20 protein-coding genes are annotated in these 20,907 nt (G+C 41.6%); 17 read left to right on the top strand and 3 right to left on the bottom strand.

What is annotated here, in order from left to right; genetic code table 11:
• Window positions 1–4: 4 nt before the first annotated feature.
• The 9 genes from RZO55_RS18430 to RZO55_RS18390 all read left to right on the top strand — a co-directional run bounded on the left by RZO55_RS18430 (window position 5) and on the right by RZO55_RS18390 (window position 7,742).
• On the top strand, window positions 5–973 hold the full coding sequence (locus tag RZO55_RS18430; RefSeq protein ID WP_318065725.1) for a D-alanyl-D-alanine carboxypeptidase family protein: 969 nt from the start codon (window positions 5–7) through the stop codon (window positions 971–973).
• Window positions 974–1,062: 89 nt separating this feature from the next.
• Window positions 1,063–1,482 (top strand): twitching motility protein PilT, encoded by a 420-nt coding sequence (locus RZO55_RS18425; RefSeq protein ID WP_104437445.1) that lies wholly within the window; start codon window positions 1,063–1,065, stop codon window positions 1,480–1,482.
• A 141-nt stretch (window positions 1,483–1,623) separates the two neighbouring features.
• Window positions 1,624–3,063, top strand: a complete 1,440-nt coding sequence (locus RZO55_RS18420; protein ID WP_336624332.1) for a biotin/lipoyl attachment domain-containing protein — start codon at window positions 1,624–1,626, stop codon at window positions 3,061–3,063.
• Between the two features lie 12 nt (window positions 3,064–3,075).
• Window positions 3,076–3,780 (top strand): YggS family pyridoxal phosphate-dependent enzyme, encoded by a 705-nt coding sequence (locus RZO55_RS18415; protein ID WP_318065724.1) that lies wholly within the window; start codon window positions 3,076–3,078, stop codon window positions 3,778–3,780.
• Window positions 3,777–4,295 (top strand): cell division protein SepF, encoded by a 519-nt coding sequence (locus tag RZO55_RS18410; protein WP_097004170.1) that lies wholly within the window; start codon window positions 3,777–3,779, stop codon window positions 4,293–4,295. Before RZO55_RS18415 ends, RZO55_RS18410 begins: the two co-directional genes overlap by 4 nt.
• A 156-nt stretch (window positions 4,296–4,451) precedes the next feature.
• The gene (gene aroB, locus RZO55_RS18405; RefSeq protein ID WP_318065723.1) at window positions 4,452–5,540 is read left to right on the top strand and encodes a 3-dehydroquinate synthase; all 1,089 of its coding nucleotides are present in this window, start codon (window positions 4,452–4,454) and stop codon (window positions 5,538–5,540) included.
• Between the two features lie 9 nt (window positions 5,541–5,549).
• A complete protein-coding gene (lspA, locus tag RZO55_RS18400) occupies window positions 5,550–6,068 on the top strand; it encodes a signal peptidase II (protein WP_318065722.1) in 519 nt (172 codons plus the stop codon).
• Window positions 6,065–6,979, top strand: a complete 915-nt coding sequence (locus tag RZO55_RS18395; RefSeq protein ID WP_318065721.1) for an RluA family pseudouridine synthase — start codon at window positions 6,065–6,067, stop codon at window positions 6,977–6,979. Before lspA ends, RZO55_RS18395 begins: the two co-directional genes overlap by 4 nt.
• A 127-nt stretch (window positions 6,980–7,106) precedes the next feature.
• Window positions 7,107–7,742 (top strand): cytidylate kinase-like family protein, encoded by a 636-nt coding sequence (locus RZO55_RS18390; protein ID WP_318065720.1) that lies wholly within the window; start codon window positions 7,107–7,109, stop codon window positions 7,740–7,742.
• Between the two features lie 101 nt (window positions 7,743–7,843).
• On the opposite strand, the gene glmS is transcribed toward RZO55_RS18390, so the two are convergent.
• Window positions 7,844–9,661, bottom strand: a complete 1,818-nt coding sequence (gene glmS / locus RZO55_RS18385) for a glutamine--fructose-6-phosphate transaminase (isomerizing) (RefSeq protein ID WP_318065719.1) — start codon at window positions 9,659–9,661, stop codon at window positions 7,844–7,846.
• 471 nt (window positions 9,662–10,132) lie between these two features.
• Here glmS and RZO55_RS18380 point away from each other — a divergent pair, with 471 nt between their 5' ends.
• The 8 genes from RZO55_RS18380 (at window position 10,133) to RZO55_RS18345 (ending at window position 19,007) form a co-directional block, all read left to right on the top strand.
• Entirely contained in the window at window positions 10,133–11,233 is a 1,101-nt protein-coding gene (locus RZO55_RS18380; protein ID WP_318065717.1) for an ABC transporter ATP-binding protein, read from the top strand.
• A gap of 11 nt (window positions 11,234–11,244) precedes the next feature.
• Window positions 11,245–12,111, top strand: coding sequence for a carbohydrate ABC transporter permease (locus RZO55_RS18375; protein WP_318065716.1), 867 nt, complete (start codon window positions 11,245–11,247; stop codon window positions 12,109–12,111).
• A 101-nt stretch (window positions 12,112–12,212) separates the two neighbouring features.
• A complete protein-coding gene (locus RZO55_RS18370; protein ID WP_369293234.1) occupies window positions 12,213–13,019 on the top strand; it encodes a carbohydrate ABC transporter permease in 807 nt (268 codons plus the stop codon).
• A gap of 42 nt (window positions 13,020–13,061) precedes the next feature.
• A complete protein-coding gene (locus RZO55_RS18365; RefSeq protein ID WP_318065714.1) occupies window positions 13,062–14,471 on the top strand; it encodes an ABC transporter substrate-binding protein in 1,410 nt (469 codons plus the stop codon).
• 26 nt (window positions 14,472–14,497) lie between these two features.
• Window positions 14,498–15,229, top strand: a complete 732-nt coding sequence (locus RZO55_RS18360) for a glycerophosphodiester phosphodiesterase (protein ID WP_318065713.1) — start codon at window positions 14,498–14,500, stop codon at window positions 15,227–15,229.
• A 5-nt stretch (window positions 15,230–15,234) separates the two neighbouring features.
• Entirely contained in the window at window positions 15,235–16,095 is an 861-nt protein-coding gene (locus tag RZO55_RS18355) for an HAD family hydrolase (RefSeq protein ID WP_318065712.1), read from the top strand.
• Window positions 16,096–16,300: 205 nt separating this feature from the next.
• Window positions 16,301–17,830, top strand: a complete 1,530-nt coding sequence (locus RZO55_RS18350; protein ID WP_318065711.1) for an LCP family protein — start codon at window positions 16,301–16,303, stop codon at window positions 17,828–17,830.
• A 112-nt stretch (window positions 17,831–17,942) separates the two neighbouring features.
• Window positions 17,943–19,007, top strand: a complete 1,065-nt coding sequence (locus tag RZO55_RS18345; RefSeq protein WP_318065710.1) for a Gfo/Idh/MocA family protein — start codon at window positions 17,943–17,945, stop codon at window positions 19,005–19,007.
• 40 nt (window positions 19,008–19,047) lie between these two features.
• On the opposite strand, the gene RZO55_RS18340 is transcribed toward RZO55_RS18345, so the two are convergent.
• Together RZO55_RS18340 and thiH are read right to left on the bottom strand one after the other, a co-directional pair.
• Window positions 19,048–19,656 carry a thiamine phosphate synthase gene (locus tag RZO55_RS18340; RefSeq protein ID WP_318065709.1) on the bottom strand — a complete coding sequence of 203 codons (609 nt, stop codon included), beginning with the start codon at window positions 19,654–19,656 and terminating at the stop codon, window positions 19,048–19,050.
• Window positions 19,649–20,902, bottom strand: a complete 1,254-nt coding sequence (gene thiH / locus RZO55_RS18335; RefSeq protein WP_318065708.1) for a 2-iminoacetate synthase ThiH — start codon at window positions 20,900–20,902, stop codon at window positions 19,649–19,651. Before thiH ends, RZO55_RS18340 begins: the two co-directional genes overlap by 8 nt.
• Between the last annotated feature and the right edge of the window lie 5 nt (window positions 20,903–20,907).

The raw sequence follows: 20,907 nt of genomic DNA, 5'->3' as shown, positions 1-20,907 counted from the left end.
ATAAGTGAAACGAAAAGTTTTTGTGACATCAGGCTGCATCATCTTAAGCGCACTTTTCCTCACGGGCTGCGCCGGTCTTCATAAACTTGACAATCCTTATGAATTTTCTGAAAGGACCGCCCTTTACCAGTCTGCTTCTGTGGCTGGTAAATCGGAACCCTTTGCTCATGATCTCTGTGTGGTATCAGAGGATACTGCTGATTCGGATGACGCAGTGACAGCAGAAGCTGCCGCTGTCTTTGATTTATCTGATAATACTGTATTATTTGCAAAAAATCCTTTTGAAAAATTATATCCAGCCAGTATAACCAAGATTATGACTGCACTTTTAGTCATTAAGAATGGGAGTTTGCCGGATGAGGTGACAGTGCCCAAGGAAGCTGTGATTAAAGAATCAGGAGCCAGCTTGTGCGGTATAAAGCCGGGAGATGAGCTGACGATGGAACAGTTGCTGTATGGTCTCTTGATTCCTTCCGGGAATGATGCAGGTGCTGCCATTGCTGTGAATATGGCAGGAAGTATTGACCAGTTTGCCCAGATGATGAATGATGAGGCGAAGGAGCTTGGAGCAACAGGGACACATTTTGTTAACCCGCATGGTCTAAGTGATGAAGATCACTATACGACAGCTTATGACCTTTATCTCATTTTCAATGAGGCTCTGAAATATCCTGAGTTCCGTAAAATTATTGGTACGGCTGAGTATAGAACATCCTATCAGGGAAGCAATGGGAAAACAGTGAACGCTGTCTGGAAGGGAACCAACTGGTATATGACAGGGGAACGCAGTACTCCTGACGGTCTTACTGTTCTGGGTGGAAAAACCGGAACTACACTTTCTGCAGGAAGCTGTCTGATTATGGGAAGTTCTGATCCTTCAAATAAAGAGTATATTTCAGTCGTTTTAAAAGCTACGGATCATGCCGGTCTTTATGATAATATGTCAAATATCCTGAACAAAATTGTGGAATAGTGATTGCCTTTCTTATGAATTTGTACTATAATTATATTAATTCGAATAGACTTTTTATACAAATCATATAACACAAGGAGGAGAGTGCTATGGTGCAGATAATAGCAGGAAAAAAGGGTAAGGGGAAAACAAAGCATCTGTTAGACAGAGCTAATTCCGCTGTAAAAGACTCAAAGGGCTCAATTGTATATTTGGACAAAAGTTCGAAGCATATGTACGAGTTAAGCAACAAGATCCGCCTCATTAATGTGAATGAGTATCCAATTACATCAAGCGAAGGATTTATTGGTTTTATCTGTGGTATCATATCTCAGGACCATGATTTGGAGATGATGTTTTTTGACAGCTTTTTAAAGCTGGCCTGCCTGGAGGGGGAAGACATATCAGAGACCATAGCAACTTTGGAAAAGATTGGTGAAAAGTATCATATTACCTTTGTTCTCAGCGTTTCTGTTGATGCAGAGAATATACCGGGGAACACCAGGGCTAATGTGGTTGTTTCATTATAATCATAGATAGGAATTGGGGACTGCGTGCCAGTCCCCTTTATTATTTCGTAAGCACATGGGAACTGATATGCCGCTTCCATGTTTTGCTTGAATTTTTTTATGTTTCCTTTTATAATAGCTAAAAGGAAAGGAGGCGTCAGGTTGGCTAAACAAAAGGCAATGCAGCCGTCAAAGAAGGCTGCTCATCCCAAAAAAAGCAAAAAGATCATCCGTTATCGGCGGCCTCTGAATATCAATGTCGGTATGATTATTTTTGCTCTGATTTTCGTATATATGGTCTTTAGTGTAGTTACCTATGCACGAAGAGACAAGGTACAGTTTTACGAAGTACAGGAAGGCGGAATTGTTAACAGTAATGATTATACTGGAATTATACTGAGACAGGAAGAAGTGAAGAATGCAGACCGTTCCGGATATGTGAATTATTACGTTCGGGAAGGGAAACGTGCAGCTGCAGGAACAAGGGTTTATTCCATTGATGAAACCGGAAGCATCACTTCATTTCTGACGGAGCATTCCCAGGACAGCGTAACATTGACTTCGGAGAATCTGACTGAATTAAAAAAACAGCTGACCGCATTCAGCCTTACTTATGACAATAACCAGTTTCACTCCGTATATGATACAAAATACACTCTGGAAGCTGAAGTAATGGAATATATGAATTTTAATGCCCTGGATAATCTTGAAAATAAGATGGATGAGGCAGGGATTAGTTTTGAACAGGTAAAAGCTGATCAGGCAGGGATAATATCTTATGGTGTTGATTCTTATGAAGGCCTGCAGCCGCCGGCTGTTTCAGAAGCCGTTTTTGACCGCAGCAGCTATGCAAAAAGTAAGACTCAGTCAGGAAAGCTGATTGAAAAGGGATCTCCTGTTTATAAGACAATTAATTCTGACCAGTGGTCAATTCTTTTTCCAATGTCGGATGATGACATAAAGGCTTATGGAGATAAAAAAGATCTGACAGTAGTATTTTCCGGCCGTGACTTAAAGGCCACAGGAAGTTTTTCTGTTATTACCGGTACAGATGGGAAAAGTTTTGGAGAGATAGACTTAGACAAATATATGGTACAGTTTGTTACAGACCGGTACGTGGATTTTGAAATCGTTTCGGACCGTGTGGATGGGCTTAAAATCCCTGCGACAGCCGTAACCAAGAAGGACTTTTTTCTGGTCCCTATGGACTATATGACTCAGGGCGGAGACAGCTCTGATGCTGGATTTAACAAAGAGGTATATTCTGAATCAGGTACCTCAGTGGTATTTGTTCCCACAGAGATCTATTATTCGGAGGGGAATAATTATTACATAGAGATGGATCAGGCTGATGGATTTAAAGCTGGAGATTATATTGTAAAACCCAATTCGACGGAACGCTATCAGATTGGTCCCAGTGATTCGTTGCAGGGCGTTTATAACATCAACAAAGGATATGCGGTCTTTAAACAGATTGATGTATTGGCTTCCAACGATGAATATTATACGGTAAAAAAGAATATGACGTATGGACTTGCAGTTTATGACCATATCGTTCTCAATGCAGATTTAGTCAATGAGGGAGAACTAATTTATCAATAAGAGGTGATTGATTTGGTGAAAGAAAATCTTTTAATAGTACAAAGACGGATAGAAGAAGCCTGCAGAAGGAGCGGTCGTGACCCCAAAGAGGTTACTCTGATTGCTGTCAGCAAGACAAAACCTGCAGATATGATCATTGATGCCTATGAATCCGGAATTCGTGATTTTGGAGAAAATAAAGTACAGGAGCTTTGTGACAAATATGAACTGCTTCCTGATGATATCCACTGGCACATGATCGGTCATTTACAGCGCAATAAGGTAAAACAGGTGATTGATAAGGCCGTGCTGATCCACAGTGTAGATTCTTTCAGACTGGCAGAACAGATCGAGGAAGAAGCAGCGAAAAAAGAGATTTGTGTGGACATCTTATTGGAAGTAAATGTTGCAGATGAGGAAACCAAATTTGGTTTTCGGTTAGAGGAAACAGAACAGGCAATCCGTGATATTTCTGTTTTTCCCCATATTAGTATAAAAGGACTCATGACTATTGCGCCTTTTGTAGAAAATTCTGAGCAAAATCGTCCTGTTTTTAAAAAATTAAGTAAATTTTATGTTGACATGCAAAGGAAAAACATTGATAATGTTAGTATGAATATGCTCTCAATGGGTATGACCGGAGACTATGAAATTGCCATAGAAGAAGGGGCTACTCTGGTAAGAGTCGGTACCGGTATTTTTGGTACAAGATATAAGATTGGAGAGAATGAAGTATGAGCATTTTAGGCAAATTGATGGATAGCATGCGCTTGAATGATACAGATGATGAAGACGATTACTATTTAGATGACGACTATGAAGATGATAGCGATAAACATGCGAAGAAAACCCTCTTTTCAAAAAAAACAGAAGATGATTACTATGATGAAGAGGAGTATGAACAAAAGCCCCGTTTCTTATCACGCTCTCCCAAGGTAGTTCCCATGAAGCAGTCTCGTTCTATGGAGGTTTCCATGGTGAAACCTACCTCTATAGAGGATGCTAAGGAAATTTGTGATCATATGCTTGCCGGTAAAGCAGTTGTACTTAACATGGAAGGAATCCATACTGAGGTAGCTCAGAGAATTATAGATTTTACATCAGGTGCTACTTATTCGATGAATGGGAATCTGCAGAAGATATCTAATTATATTTTTATTGCTACGCCGGAATCAGTTGAGTTATCCGGAGATTTTCAGGATTTATTAAACAGCGGAAGTCTGGATATGGGCGGAATGAATCTGCGCCTTTAATCCATAATAATAAGGTTTCTCTTAATGGGACAAGCAGGCATTTTTCCATACCATTTGTTTTGGACAGGGAAATTGTTTGCTTTCTTCCATAAAGGGGTACCCAAAGGGTATTCCATAATAGAGGATTATGATACGGTGCTAGGGAGGAAGAACAGCATGGGAAGCAGAATGCCGGTACATATGGAAGGTACCTTTATTTATGATATAGTGATGGAAACTTCGTTTGAAGGTTTAAGGGATGAACTGGTGAAAATGAATTTAGGGGAGCATAAAGTCTGTATCGTTTCAGATACAAACGTGGCTCCTCTTTATCTTAATGAAGTTGAGCAGATTGTTTCCGGCTGTTTTCAAAAGACTGAACATTTTATTTTCCCTGCAGGAGAAGAACATAAAAATCTGAATACAGTTCGGGAGTTATATGAAACCCTCATTGTCAAACAGTTTGACAGACACGATTATCTGCTGGCATTAGGCGGCGGTGTTGTGGGGGATCTGTGCGGATTTGCAGCGGCCACTTATCTGAGAGGGATTTCCTTTATACAGGTACCTACCACACTCCTCTCACAGGTGGATTCAAGCATTGGCGGAAAAACAGGAGTTGATTTTGACGCATATAAAAACATGGTTGGTGCGTTTCACATGCCGAAGTTAGTTTATACCAATGTCGCTTCCTTAAAGACATTACCAGAGGAGCAGTTCTCTTCCGGTATGGGGGAAGTGATAAAGCACGGTCTGATTAGGGATGCTTCCTACTATCAGTGGCTGATGGATCATGCAAGTGAGATACAGAGCCGCAAACTAGATGTATTAAGTGAGATGGTTACAGTCAGCAACCGGATTAAGCGGGATGTGGTAGAAAAAGATCCTACCGAACAGGGGGAGCGGGCACTTTTAAATCTGGGACATACCCTGGGGCATGCCATTGAGAAGCTTTCTGACTTCCGTCTTGTTCATGGTCATTGCGTGGGACTGGGCTGTATTGCTGCCATGGCGATCTCCGTGAAACGGGGACTGATTCACAGTGACCAGCTTCCTGTACTTTTGGAAGTGATGAAGCAGTATCGTATGCCGGTAACTGTAGCTGGTTTAACGCCGGCTGACATTGTAAAAACTACTAAGAGTGATAAAAAAATGGATTCAGGAACCATACGCTTTATTTTGTTGGAAGAGATCGGTAAAGCATGTGTGGATAAAACCGTTTCCGAAGAAGAAATGACAGAAGGGCTGGCCCTGATTTTAACATAAGGAGAACTCATGAAACAAAAAACAAATTTAATTATCGGATTATTCATTGGCTTTTTTTGCGCTATTGGATTGGACCAATGGACCAAGTTACTTGCGGTCAGACATTTGATGGGGCAAAAGCCTTATTCTATCTGGAATGGTGTTTTTGAATTATACTATACAGAAAACCGTGGTGCTGCCTTTGGAATGCTTCAGGGGAAACAGTATTTCTTTTTATTGATTGCTGTATTAGTGCTGGCTTGTGCTATTTATGCCATCAGCCGTATGCCGGCTACCATAAAATATCTGCCTTTACACGTAATTGCCATGTTTCTCTGTGCAGGTGCAGTGGGAAATATGATAGACCGCTTTTCCAGAGGCTATGTGGTTGACTTTTTATACTTTAAATTAATTGATTTTCCGATTTTTAATGTTGCGGACTGCTATGTGACTGTTTCCATGTTCTTTTTTCTCCTTCTGTTTCTATTTCACTATAAGGAAGAAGATTTACAATGCCTGTCTTATAGGAAGAAGGAGGAACAGGCTTGAATCAGGAATATGATGTACAAGCACAAGAGGCAGGGATCCGCATAGACCGGTACTTAAGTGACCGGAACCAGGAGATTTCCCGTTCCTATTTACAGAAGCTTTTAAAGGACGAGAGTGTTTTGGTAAATGGGAAACCGGTAAAAAGTAATTATAAAGTCTCTGCCTCAGACAAAATCCAGGTAAGTATTCCAGAGGCAGTTGAGCCGGAGATTGAGCCAGAGGAGATTGATCTGGATATTATTTATGAGGACAGGGATATTGTTCTCATAAATAAACCCAAAGGTATGGTTGTCCATCCGGCTGCCGGACATTACAGCGGGACACTGGTAAATGCTTTAATGGCTCATTGCCGAGATGATTTATCCGGAATCAATGGAGTTATGCGCCCTGGCATTGTTCATCGTATTGATATGGATACTACAGGCGTCTTGATAGTCTGTAAGAATGACAGTTCCCACAACTCCATTGCAAAGCAGCTGAAGGATCATTCCATAACAAGGAAGTATTATGCAATTGTACATGGATCATTGAAAGAAGAGGCTGGAACCATTCATGCACCGATCGGACGTCATCCCATAGACCGGAAAAAGATGAGCGTAAACGAAAAGAATGGAAGAGATGCAATTACGCATTATCGTGTTCTGGAGCGGTTCAGGCAGTTTACCTTTGTGGAATGCCAGCTGGAAACAGGGCGGACACATCAGATCCGTGTGCATATGGCAAGTATCGGGCACCCTCTTTTGGGTGACAGCGTTTACGGACCGTCAAAGTGCCCTTATCGCCTTACAGGTCAGACTCTGCATGCAGGAGTCCTGGGAATCGTTCATCCTGCTACTGGAGAATATATGGAATTTCATGCACCTTTACCAGATTATTTTGAAGATTTACTACGAAAATTACGCGCCACCTAGACGATTAAGTCCAGGTGGTTTTTTAGTCCAAAGTGGATTGATTACTGTTAAAATTAGATAAAATATGGATTTTTCAGAAATTTAGTTGTATAATAGTAATATAAGATGACTGGAAGGAGTGATCGTTATGAGTGAAAACTTAGTGATTGCAATTGGAAGACAATGCGGAAGTTCTGGTAAGATCATTGGTGAAAAGCTGGCGAAAGCGCTTGGAATTAAATGCTACGATAAGGAGTTATTAGCACTGGCTGCTAAAAACAGTGGTTTATGTGAGGAACTGTTTCAGAGTCATGATGAAAAGCCTACCAACAGCTTTTTATATTCTCTGGTTATGGATACATATTCAGTAGGATTATCCAGCTCTGGTTATATGGATATGCCGATCAATCATAAGATTTTTCTGGCACAGTTTGATACAATTAAGAAACTGGCAGAGGAAGAGTCCTGTGTCATTGTGGGAAGATGTGCAGACTATGCACTGGCAGATAATCCCAATCTGGTTTCTGTATTTATTACTGCGGATGATAAGGATAAGATTCAGTCCTTAAAGGATCTGTATCAGATTGACGATGCCAAAGCAAAGGAAATTATGGTTAAAACAGATAAAAAGCGTTCCAGCTATTACAATTACTATTCCAACAAAAAATGGGGAGATGTAAGAAGCTATGATCTATGCATCAACCGCAGTGCGATTGGAGCAGACGGAACCGTAGACTTAATCCTTAAGTACGTGGATGTGAAAATGAAAGGCAAAAATAAATAACAGTAATACAGTAAATAGACGGACATTTCTTCTTGTCAAAGAAATGTCCGTTTTAGAAGGCTGGAACACTCCCGGATTATGGAGATTCCAGCCTATTTATTTTATTCTACGGTCACAGATTTAGCCAGATTCCTCGGCTGATCCACGTCTAAATTTTTTCCTACCGATGCGTAGTAGGCGATGAGCTGTAAAACTACTGCAATGGGGAATACTGTAAAACGGTCTCCGATATCAGGAATATTAATCCGGATATCTGCAATGCCAGGCTCTACTTTTAAGCTTTCCTTTGTAAGCAGGATTACAAAGGCGCCTCTGGCCTTTACCTCCCTGATATTGGAAATAGTTTTTGTAAATACATTTTCCTGAGTAGCGATGGCAATTACCGGAACCTCCTCTGTAATCAGGGCAATGGTTCCGTGTTTTAATTCACCGGCTGCATAGGCTTCTGCATGAATATAAGAAATTTCCTTCAGCTTTAATGCACCCTCCAGAGAAAAGGCATAATCAAGTCCGCGTCCGATGAAAAAAGCATCTGGTTTATTGATTAAGTGCGTTATCAGTGCTTTCACTGTATCCTTTTTTTCAATCATGGCTTCCATTGCAGGGATGGAGTCAAGAAGCTTCTTCATGAAATCTTCCGCTTCCTCTGCACCGTATTTTCCTCTTACAAGTGCCATACGGCAGCATACCATATAAAGGGCGGCCAGCTGAACCGAATAAGCTTTGGTACTGGCGACTGCAATCTCAGGGCCTGCGTGGCTGTAGAGCACATAATCGCTTTCTCTGGCTATGGTAGAACCTTTTACATTAACAACAGACAGTGTTCTGGCACCATAGCTTTTTGCAAGACGGAGGGCAGCCAGAGTATCGATGGTCTCACCGGATTGGGAGATGATAATTACCAGAGTTTTGTCATCTACCAGTGGATTTTCATAGCGGAATTCCGATGCGATGGAGACCGTAACCGGGATTCGCAGAAGTGGTTCCATTAAGGCTCTTGCCGCCATTCCTGCATGCATGGCAGTGCCGCAGGCAACAATCTGTACCTGATTACAATCTTCAAATACAAAGTCCGGTATCTGATCATCCGTAAAGTCAGGAAGACCTTTTGTAAGGCGGGGAAGAATTGTATTTTTTAAAGCATCCGGCTGTTCGTGGATCTCTTTAAGCATAAAATGAGGAAATCCATTTTTCATGGCAGCATCCATATTCCAGTTCACTTCCAGAATTTCTGGTTCCAGTTCCTTTAAATCCAGATCATACAGATGTACTTTATATGATGTGAGTCTTAAAATATGATTTTCCGGTACTACAAAATACTGTCTGGTATAGGGAATCAGAGCAGTCAGATCCGATGCCACGAATGAGCCTGAATGGGTATATGCGGCTACAAGAGGGCTTACGTTCCGGATCGCATAGATTTCACCCGGGTGATCTTCAAACATCATACAAAAGCTGTAGGACCCCTTTAAATGGGTGACCAGTTTTGCAATGGCCTCAGCCGGGTTTCCTTCATAGAGGCTTTCAAGAACCCAGGCAGCCACTTCACTGTCTGTTTCAGAAAGCAGCTTTCCTTCCAGGTTAAAATCTGTAGTAAGCTGGTGGTAGTTTTCAATAATGCCATTGTGAACTAATATAACACGTCCTGCCCTGTGGGGATGGGTGTTTTCCGTTGTGACACCACCATGTGTTGCCCATCTGGTGTGCCCCAGCCCGCAGTGGGAGACCTGGTTTATTTCCTCACAGCCCTTTTTTAAGTTGGAAACTTTTCCTGTATGACGGACCAGCTGAATTCTGGAATTTTCCATGCAAAGTGCAACTCCTGCGCTGTCGTATCCGCGGTATTCCAGCTGTGACAGTCCTTCTAACAGTATTTTTTTTGAGTCTAATGGTCCGCTATATCCAATAATTCCACACATAATTTAATCTCCTTTATGATACGTTTATAGTTTTATATTCCTGCTTCATTAAATATGCACACAAAAACAAGCTGTCTCTTATTGTCTGAAAAACGGACAGCGTTCTTGTATAACACATTTTTTCTTGCATATACCGGTTCCAGTGTGGTTGTTTTGCAGTTACCTGCATATTTCACATTGGATACACGCCCGGCAGCATGGAAGGGCATCCGCCGAATATTCGATAACCCTTCACCTCGTTAACCTTTAAATACCGTTTCCCTAAGAAAACGCTCACGATCGTATCCGCAGGTGCATGGCGCTTAGCTTTGCTATGTGTATTTATGCCTCCTTCATAAATTTAGTTTATTATAACTTTTCTTTCTTTGTGCGTCAATACCATGATTTACATCTATTTTACCAAAAGATTCTTTTTCATTTTACATCTGTTCTTTAAAATGGAATCAGGATATAAGAAAGGAAGCGGTTTTTATGGCGAATCTATCTTTGGTAAATGTATGTAAAACATTTAAAAATGGTCAGGTTGCGGTTAAAAATTTTAATCTGGATATAAAAGATCAGGAGTTTTTAATACTGGTAGGTCCATCTGGATGCGGAAAATCCACTACATTGCGGATGATTGCAGGTCTCGAGGAGATATCCTCCGGGGAGTTATGGATTGACGGAATGCTGATGAATCTGACAGTTCCACAGAAACGGGATTTATCCATGGTCTTTCAGTCTTATGCCCTTTACCCCCACCTGACTGTTTATGAGAACATGGCATTTAGCTTAAGAGTACGAAAGATCGAGAAAGCAGAGATTGACAAACGGGTGAGAAAAGCAGCCGATGTTTTGTGTATCAGCTACTTACTGGACCGGAAGCCCCGCGCATTATCAGGAGGACAGAAACAGAGAGTCGCTATTGGGAGTGCTATTGTACGGGAGCCCAGGGCTTATTTAATGGATGAGCCTCTTTCTAATCTGGATGCAAAGCTGAGAACACAAATGCGGGTAGAGTTATCCAAAATACATAAAGAACTGGGAGCAACCATAATATACGTAACTCATGACCAGGTAGAGGCCATGACTCTGGGGACCAGAATTGTGGTTATGGATTCCGGAGTTATTTTACAGGCGGATAAACCGGACGTTCTATATCGGAATCCGGTTAACAAATTTGTCGCCGGTTTTATAGGGTCACCTTCCATGAATTTCATTCCTGTCTGGGTGGAGAGAAGAGAAGACAGGATTTGTGTAGAGTTTTCCAGGAACCGGTTGTTTGTAAATGAAGAATGTGCACAGAGGCTGATTGATGGGGATTATCTGGGCAGAAGAGTATATCTTGGCATCCGTCCGGAGGATTTCCACGAAACCGGGTCAAAGGAGCAGAAACTGAAACTCAACGTTGATATAAAGGAAATTCTTGGTTCAGAAATCCTTCTTCATGGAAAAATAGGAAGACACTCAGTCTGCGCAAGACTGAAACCTGATTTTTCTTCTGAAGCGGGAAAGGAAGCCTCCGTTTTTGCAGATATGAACCAAATCCTTCTGTTTGATATGGATACAGAAGAAAACCTATTATACCGTTAAGGAGCAGTCTTATGAAGTTAAAAATAGTTACGAAATATCTAAGCCCTTATGCATACATCGTTCCGGCTATGGCAGTATTTGCAGTTTTCCTATTTTTCCCATTTTTTAAAACGATTTATTTAAGCCTTTACAAAACCAATAAAATGGGGCAGGCAAAGCTGTTTGTAGGTGCAGGAAATTATTCTGAACTGCTAAGCTCGGCATCATTCTTTAACAGTCTGTTTGTAACTGCAGTATTTGTACTGATTGTCGTAAGTGTCAGTATGCTTCTGGGTCTGATAACTGCAGTCTTGTGTCATCAGTCGTTTCCGGGCATACGGATTTTCAGTACAGCCTATGCACTTCCAATGGCAATCGCTTCAAGTTCGGCAGCTATGATATTTAAAATTATGCTTCATCCATCCATTGGAATTGTTAATAAGCTGCTGAGACTGCATATTAACTGGATCAGTGATCCCAAATATGCGTTGGTATGTGTGGCACTGTTAACCGCCTGGCTAAACAGCGGCATAAATTTTCTTTATTTCAGTGCGGGATTAAGTAATATTGATGATATCATTTACGAGCGGGCCTCTGTTGACGGTGCTGATGCATTCCAGAAGTTTTTCCGTTTAACACTGCCAGGGTTAAGCCCGATTTTGTTTTATACTCTGGTTGTTAATATCATTCAGTCATTCCAGTCTTTTGGTCAGGTGAAGGTATTAACCATGGGAGGTCCGGGAGAATCCACAAATCTGATTGTATATTCCATTTACAGGGATGCATTTTTTAATTACCGTTTCGGCAGTGCTGCAGCTCAGTCTGTGATTTTATTTATGATTATCATGGTTCTGACGTTATGCATGTTCCGATTGGAAAAGAAAGGGGTAGATTATTGATGGAATCTGTTATTTCCAGGACTGTAAAAGATATCACCAGAGAGGAACTGGAAGAACTTAAAAGAGACGCACTAAAGAAAGCAGTCATTCGCCGCAGAGCCATGAAACTGGCCCTGACCGGATTAAATCTTCTTATGGCCCTGTTTTTGCTGCTTCCGCTTTTATATGCAGTCAGCATTGCAGTCATGCCTTCCAGTGAACTGTTCACAACGAGTATGAACTTAATACCGTCAACACCTACACTTGATAATTTCCGTCAGGCATTGGTTAAAATTCCTTTAACCCGGTTTATCCTTAATTCATTTTTGGTGGCAGGCTGTATTACTGCCGGTCAGATTTTCTCCTGTTCACTGGCTGCCTTTTCTTTTTCCTTTCTCGATTTTAAAGGCAAAAATGTGCTGTTTATGCTTGTAATGGCAACCATGATGATACCGGGAGAAGCGACCATTATATCAAATTATTTAACAGTAAGCGGGTTTCGGTGGCTTGACAGCTACAAGGTTTTAATTATTCCGTACCTGACCTCAGCAATGGGAATCTTTTTGTTCCGGCAGTTTTATAAATCCTTTCCCATATCGTTATATGAATCAGCCCGGATTGATGGCTGTTCCAACTTAAGATTTATTTACAGCATCCTCATACCGCTTACAAAATCAGCAATTGGGGCAATGGCAGTTTACACCTTCATAAATGCCTGGAACATGTACATGTGGCCGCTTCTTGTTACAGGTTCGGATAAAATGAGAACGGTTCAGATCGGAATAGGAATGTTAGACAGCGTGGATTCCCAATCAATCTCCATGATGATTGCAGGCGTAGTCATGATTATCGTTCCATCGATTTCCGTCTTTATTCTGGGGCAGAAACAGTTAATCAGAGGAATGTTTTCAGGAGCCGTTAAAGGATGACCTGATTCAGAATAAATATTACATAAAATTTGGAGGATTAACATGAAAAAGAGAGCAGTTTCTTTTTGTATGGCAGCTTTCATGGCTGTCGGAATGCTGTCCGGCTGTTCCAGTCAGGCCGGATCCGGAAATACCGCAGCAGAACCAGCCACAGCAGTTCCAGCCACATCAGCTCCGGCTACAGCAGCTCCTGTTGCCGCTGATGCTTCAGGTAATCAGCAAAAGACTGCTATTACATTCTGGCACTCCATGGGTGGTGTCAATGGGGAAGCAATTGATGCACTTGTAGAGAAATTTAACAAGGAAAATACATCGGGAATTACCGTTGAGGCGCAGTATCAGGGCAGCTACGACGATGCAATTAACAAGCTGAAAAGTGCGCAGATCGGCAACATGGGAGCAGATCTTGTCCAGATTTACGACATTGGGACCCGGTTTATGATAGATTCCGGCTGGGTAGTACCGATGCAGCAGCTCATTGATGCGGATAACTGGGATATTTCCCAGGTGGAACCGAATATTGCTGCTTATTATACAGTAAACAATACCCTGTATTCCATGCCCTTTAACTCATCAACACCAATTCTATACTACAACAAAGACATGTTTAAAAAGGCTGGTATTACTGATGTACCGGACAGTCTGCCCGGAATCCAGCGAATTGGAGATGACCTGTTAAATAAAGGCGGTGCAGGAGAGGTAATTTCCCTTGGCATCTATGGCTGGTTTTTTGAGCAGTTCAACTGTAAGCAGCAGGCAGATTATGCGGATAACGGCAACGGACGAGATGGAGCAGCAACTGCGGTTGACTTCGATAAAAATGGCGCCGGTGTCAAAACACTGACAGCATGGAAGGAATTATCAGACAAAGGTTATGCCCCTAACGTAGGCAGAGGGGGAGATGCGGGCCTGGCGGACTTCAGCTCCGGGAAATCTGCCATGACACTTGGCTCCACCGCATCCTTAAAACAGATCTTAAATGATGTGAATGGAAAATTTGAAGTAGGAACTGCGTATTTTCCAAAGGTCAGTGATGCCGACCAGGGAGGTGTCTCCATAGGGGGAGGCTCTTTATGGGCATTAAACAATAATGATGCAGGCAAACAAAAGGCAGTATGGGAATTTGTTAAATTCCTGGTATCTCCGGAAAGCCAGGCGTTCTGGAATTCCCAGACAGGATATTTTCCTATTACAACAGCCGCTCATGAGGAACCTGTTTTCAAAGACAACATTGCAAAATTTCCACAATTTCAGACGGCTATTGATCAGCTTCATGATTCTTCTCCCCAGTCAGCCGGTGCCCTGTTAAGCGTCTTTCCTGAAGCAAGGCAGACGGTGGAAACTGAAATTGAAAACATGATCAACAACAATGGTACACCAGAAGATGCCATTTCTAAGATGGCAGAAAGAATTAATAAGTCCATAGCTGATTATAATCTATTAAATGAGTAAAATGACATCAGGAAGGATATTGGCAGATGAAAACAAAGGTTTGGGCTCACAGGGGAGCTTGTGCATACGCACCGGAGAATACTCTGGAAGCATTTGAACTGGCAGTCAGGCAGGGGGCAGACGGAGTAGAGCTGGATGTACAGCTTACGAAAGACGGAAAACTGGCTGTAATACATGATGAAACCATTGACCGCACCTGCGGCGGCTCTGGCAGAGTTAAGGATTTCACCATGGCAGAGTTAAAACAGTTCTCATGCAATAAAACACATCCGGAATACACCGATGCAGTCATACCGGAGTTAAAAGAAGTTCTTAAGCTGTTAAAGCCCACAGACTTAACTGTAAATATCGAGTTAAAAACCAGTGTATACCGTTATAAGGGCATTGAAGAGAAAGTAATCAGGCTGGTCAGAGAAATGGAGATGGAAGAGAGAGTGATCTACTCCTCTTTCCATCACCCCAGTGTGATAAGAATCAAAAAGCTGGATCCAAAAGCAAAGACCGGAATATTGTATTCGGATGGCTGGATTCATGTGATAACCTATGCAAAGCTGATTGGGGCAGACGCCCTTCATCCGTCTGTCAATAACCTTAGGTCTGATAAACTAATCAGAAAAGCAAAAAAAAATAAGATTCAATTGCATGTATGGACTGTTAATGATGAATCTTTGATGGAATACTTAGCGGAGCAGGAGATTGGAGCTATCATCACCAATTACCCTGACATTGCAAGAAAAATAGTGGATAAGAAAGGATAAAATATATGATTCGATTAGTTGCTTCCGATATGGACGGAACCTTATTAAACCGTTATGGAAAAATATCATTAAAAAATCAGGCTGCTATTTCTGCACTGAAGAGAAGAAATATTGGTTTTATTGTATGTACAGGGCGCAATTATACAGATGCTTACGCTCCTTTAAAAGAGGCGGGTATATCCTGTGATATAATCTGCATGAATGGCGCAGCAGTATTTAACAGCAAAGGAGAACAAATCCGCAAGCAGGCGTTGTTAAAAAGCCAGGTTACCCGTATCTTAAACATCTGCAGGCCTTTTTCCGTTCTGTTCGATTTTATGACTGATGATGGAAGCTATACAACTTCAAGTATGGAAGAATTTAAGGAAAGCTTTGAGAATAAAATTTTTCTCTCCATGGTTTCTGACGAACATACCTTTGAAACCATTGTCAAGCGCTTTCAGTTTGTTTCTGAAGAGCATCTGTTTCAATCTGATACCGACATATACAAAATATCAGTTGTACATGAGGACCCTCAGGTCCTGGGCTATATCCGATCCTGTCTGGAAAAGGATGAGGGTATCTCCATTGCTTCTTCTGCATCATCTAACCTTGAATTAACCCATTTGAATGCTCAAAAAGGAAATGCACTGCTTGAATATGCCATAAATACTAAAGTTCACCCCAGAGAGATCCTGGCCATGGGAGACAGTGAAAATGATCTGTCTATGCTGGTTCTGCCGTTGGGTTATACTGTTGCCATGGATAATGGGTCGGAAAAAATCAAGAAAAGCGCACGGCTGGTCACCAGATCCAATGAAGAGGACGGAGTGGCAGCAGCTATTGAAGCACTGATCTTATCGGATGCAGCCTTAGCAACCGGTTAAAATTCTTATCTGGTACCTCATCTGAAACCTTATGTCTTTCGGTCAGCCTTTATCTCATTTCTCAACCCCTCTCAGTTTCAATCTGATCTTAGGAAAAAATTGATTGACTGAGAATATTAAGAGAAAAGCAAGGAATAAAAGATGAATTTCTGATAAAATATGTGGGGTTGTCTGAGACAATCAGGAAAGGGATGAGGTTAGAGTCATGGATAATGAGGATGAAGTAGACCGTATGCGGGCTCGAAGAAAGAGAAGTGAAAGCAGCAGAGTACGGGGAAAATCCGGGCATTCTACTGAGCGAAGCAGCAAGGCACAGGATCATATAGAGACTTCTCGTGGTGAGAGAACGTATTACAGTACAGGTGACGGAAGAAACCCCCGGGTCCGGTATAGCGGTCAACAAAACGCAGCGAACCAAAAGAAGAAAAAAAGACATCATAAGAAACACAAAATTATTTTTAAACTGCTTGTAATTGCATTATTGCTGATTGCAGGCTTATTTCTGTTTAAGCAGCGGACCCATGAGAAAGGTTACTGGACCATTGCCATATTCGGTGTGGATTCCAGAGACGGTAAACTGGATAAGGGTGCGCTTTCAGACGTGGAAATGCTCTGCAATATCAATAAGGAGACCGGAGAGATTAAGCTGGTATCTGTTTATCGTGATACCTACTTAAAAATAAATAGTAAGGGTACTTATCATAAAATAAATGAGGCCTACTTTAAGGGCGGACATAAACAGGCTCTGGAAGCCTTAAACGAAAATCTGGACTTAAATATCGACGATTATGCTACATTTAACTGGAAATCCGTTGCAGATGCCATAAATATTCTGGGCGGAATTGATCTGGAGATCACTGATTCAGAATTCGCTTACATCAATGGATTTATTACTGAAACAGTTAATTCCACAGGAGTCGGTTCCCATCAGTTAAAACATGCAGGTATGAATCATCTGGATGGGGTACAGGCAGTGGCTTATGCAAGACTGCGTCTGATGGACACTGATTTTAATCGTACCGAGCGTCAGAGAAAAGTCGTAAACCTTGCCATGGAAAAAGCCAAAAATGCAGATTTTGCCACAAGAAAAACTCTGGTAACGGCTGTATTTCCGCAGATTTCCACCAGCATTGGTATGAATGATATCCTTGCGGTTGCTAAAGGCATCAGCAAATATCATATCGGTGAAACAGATGGCTTTCCGTTCTCACGTACTACGATGAAAATAGGGAAAATGGACTGTGTCATTCCTGCTACATTAGAGAGCAACGTGGTACAGCTGCATCAATTCCTTTATGGTCAGGAAAGTTATACTCCATCTGCTGCTGTTAAGAAAATCAGCCAGTCGATTTCAAAAGAAAGCGGAATTTCGGAACCTGGTCAAAAGGCTTCTTCCGGAGGCACTTCCAACAGTAAAAAGAAGAAGAAACAAACGGCTGCCCCCGCAGAAACAACTCCAGCCCAGACAGAAGCCGTTGTTGAAACTACAGAAGAGACCAAAGAAACAGCGGCTGAAACGACCGCTGTAGAAACGAAAGAGCAGGAGTATGGGGAAAAACCAACCCAGGAAGATGGAAGTCTGGTGGGACCGGGAGCAAAGATACCGGATAAAAAAGAACCAGATACAAAAAAAGAAGATAATGCGAGTGAGACGAAAAAGCAAGCCGGATCCGAAAAAGGTTCAGATGAAGGCGTTACCACTGAACCGGAAACAAATGCAGGTCCAGATGCATAAAAAGTAAAATATTAAAAATGACAAATCATTAAAATAGCAAAGAAAATAGGTAAATTGTTTATATATAAATAACAAATGCTTAGAAATTTGTTGATTGATTAAGGAGGGCTCTATGACTAAAATTAGATACGCTATTATTGGAAATGGATTTCGGGCAATGGCTTTTTTAAGAATAGGCCTTGTTCTATCTACACAATTTGAAGTAACTTCTGTTTTCTTTCGAAATAAAGAGAAAGCAGCCAAATTTTCCCAAACATATTCCGTTCCAACAGCTATGACCATAGAGGAATGCTTATCTGCAAATCCTGATTTTGTGGTAATAGCCATTGGAAGGAATGGAAATCCTGAGATGATAAAAAAGTTAATCCCTTATGGCATTCCAATGTTAGTTGAGACACCGCCTGCCATGAACTTAAATGACCTTCATTCCCTGTGGGACATTTCTATAAAACAAGATGCCAGGATTCAGGTTGCGGAACAGTATTTTTTACAGCCGCTTAATGAGGCAAAATTAAAGGCTCTAAAAAAAGGAATATTAGGCGAGGTCCATAACTTATCCATATCCTGGGCTCATGACTATCACGGTGTCAGCTTAATCCGAAAACTGTTAGGAGTTGGATTTGAAAAAGCTCAAATAACTGGTAAAAACTATCAATTTCCTGTGACGGTTACTGATTCAAGAGATGGAATTAAGACAGATGGAGAAGTCGTTATGGCTGACCGGTCAAGGTATACCATAGAATTTGAAAGCGGAAAAGTAGCTTTTTATGATTTCGCATCTAATGTACAATACCGTTCCAAAATCCGAACCCGTCATATTAATATGCAAGGGGTTCGCGGGGAAATGGATGATGATATTGTACGCAGCTTGACCAAAGATAACCAGCCGTTAGTCCAAACATTTCAGGTTACCCAGGACATTAATACATTGTCCACCTATTCCATTAATCTTGGTGGTGAATGCCTCTATAGGAATCCTTTTGCAAGGGAACGGCTTACGGATGATGAAGTTGCAATGTCACGCTGTCTCCTTGGAATGAAAGAATATCTTCTGACTGGTAACAGCTTTTATTCCTTTGCCGAGGGCTGTCAGGATAACTACTTTTTCTTATTGATGCAGGAGGCTTTAAAACAGCCGTATGTAGCTGTAAAAACAGAAGTTCAACCATGGAATTAGATAAATAATATAATGAATGATATGCAAAAAATACATGATATCAAATTGAATCATCCACCTCTTCAAAGCTCATCATAAACGACTTTAAATCATTACATGTCATAAACCCACTCATAATACAGGCTCCTTTGGCTCCTGCTTTACAGACAGAACGGGCATTATTACATTCTATCCCTCCGATGGCGTAAACTGGTACAGATACACTCTTACAAATACCTTCCAGGAAGCGGATACCCCGCCCAGGTAATCCCTTCTTGCAGCCAGTTGCAAAAATATGCCCGGCGATAATATAGGTACACCCAAGTCTTTCAGCTTCTCTGGCCTCCTCTGTCGAATGACAGGATACACCAATTATTTTAAAATGTCTTCTCTGTACATCGGACATTTCCCGCATTTTCGGGAGCGGAAGGTGTATCGCCTTAGCATTTAGCTCTATGGCAGTATCAACAAAGCTATGAAGCACGCATGGAATCTGGTGCTTAGTACAAATTTTAACGACCTGTTTTGCAAGCTGTCCGTATTGTAGCTCTGATAAGTCCTTTTCCCGGAGGATGATACCGGCAGGATGGCTGATAGCAATTTTTTCTATTCGATGCAGAAAATCTTCTTCACACAAAATCCGGCTGGTAACACAATATATATTAAACATAAAGATAATCATTCAAAACGGGCTGCAGGCCTTCTTTAGAAATGTGTTCATACATTTTTTGGAAGCTGCGATTGTCATTGATTTCAAACTGCTCATCGCCTTGTGGTCCGTCTGACTCCTTTCCCCTGTATTTGCTTTCATGGTCGCCAATTCCCGTTGAAACTCCTGCAGAAACTTTCGTGGCTGCAATTTTTACAATACCATTGCGGAAAGCCTCACTCTCACGGGAAGAAACAGTAATTCCCACAAACGGCAGAAAAATGCGGTAAGCACAGATGACCTGACAAAGCTGTTTTTCACCCACATCCATAGGATTTATTTTATCATTATTAATGATGGGGCGAAGTCTGGGGCAGGAGAGGGACATTTCTGCATGCGGGTATTTTCTTTGTAAATAATACACGTGAAGTGCACTGGCAAGTGCATCCGTCCGAAAATCGGAAAGGCCCAGCAATGCAGAAAATCCAACGCCACGCATACCGCCTCTGAGAGCTCGTTCCTGGGCATCAAAACGATAGGGCCACACCCGCTTGTGCCCATATAAATGTATGGTTTCGTATTTATCTGAATCATAAGTTTCCTGAAACACCGTTACATAGTCTGCTCCGCATTGGTGAAGATACCGATACTCATCTGTATTTACCGGATATATTTCCAGCCCTACCATGCGGAAAATTCTCCGGGCCAGCTTACACGCTTCACCTATATAAGCCACATCACTCTGGGTACGGCTTTCTCCTGTAAGTATCAGAATTTCCTCCATACCGCTGTCTGCAATAATCTTCATTTCATGTTCAATCTGCTCCATGCTCAGCTTCATACGCCTGATATGATTATAACAGTTAAATCCGCAGTACACACAGTAGTTTTCACAATAGTTTGCGATATACAGCGGAGTAAAAAGATAAACTGTATTGCCAAAGTGCCTGCTGGTTTCCAGCCTCGCTTTGTTGGCCAGCTGCTCAAGAAAGGGCTCTGCAACAGGCGATAACAGAGCTTTGAAATCTTCCAGAGAACAAATATCATGATCCAATGCTGACATAACATCTTTTTCAGTATATTGGGAGTAGTCATAGGAATTCATCTCTGATATAACCTTATCGCAGATACCGGATTGAATCTGTTCCATTCCAGGCAGATACTCCATGTGATTTTTGCGGCATGACGGATCCGTTTCCAGCAGATGTTTTTTATCAAGAACGGATTCTGGTAAATTCTCAGAATCAAATAAAAATTTATTTTCCATACAAT

Source organism: Clostridium boliviensis, from assembly GCF_033342255.1.
GTDB lineage: Bacteria > Bacillota > Clostridia > Lachnospirales > Lachnospiraceae > Lacrimispora > Lacrimispora boliviensis.
The sequence above is the reverse complement of the archived record's forward strand: the minus strand, read 5'-3'. Positions and strand labels throughout refer to the sequence as shown.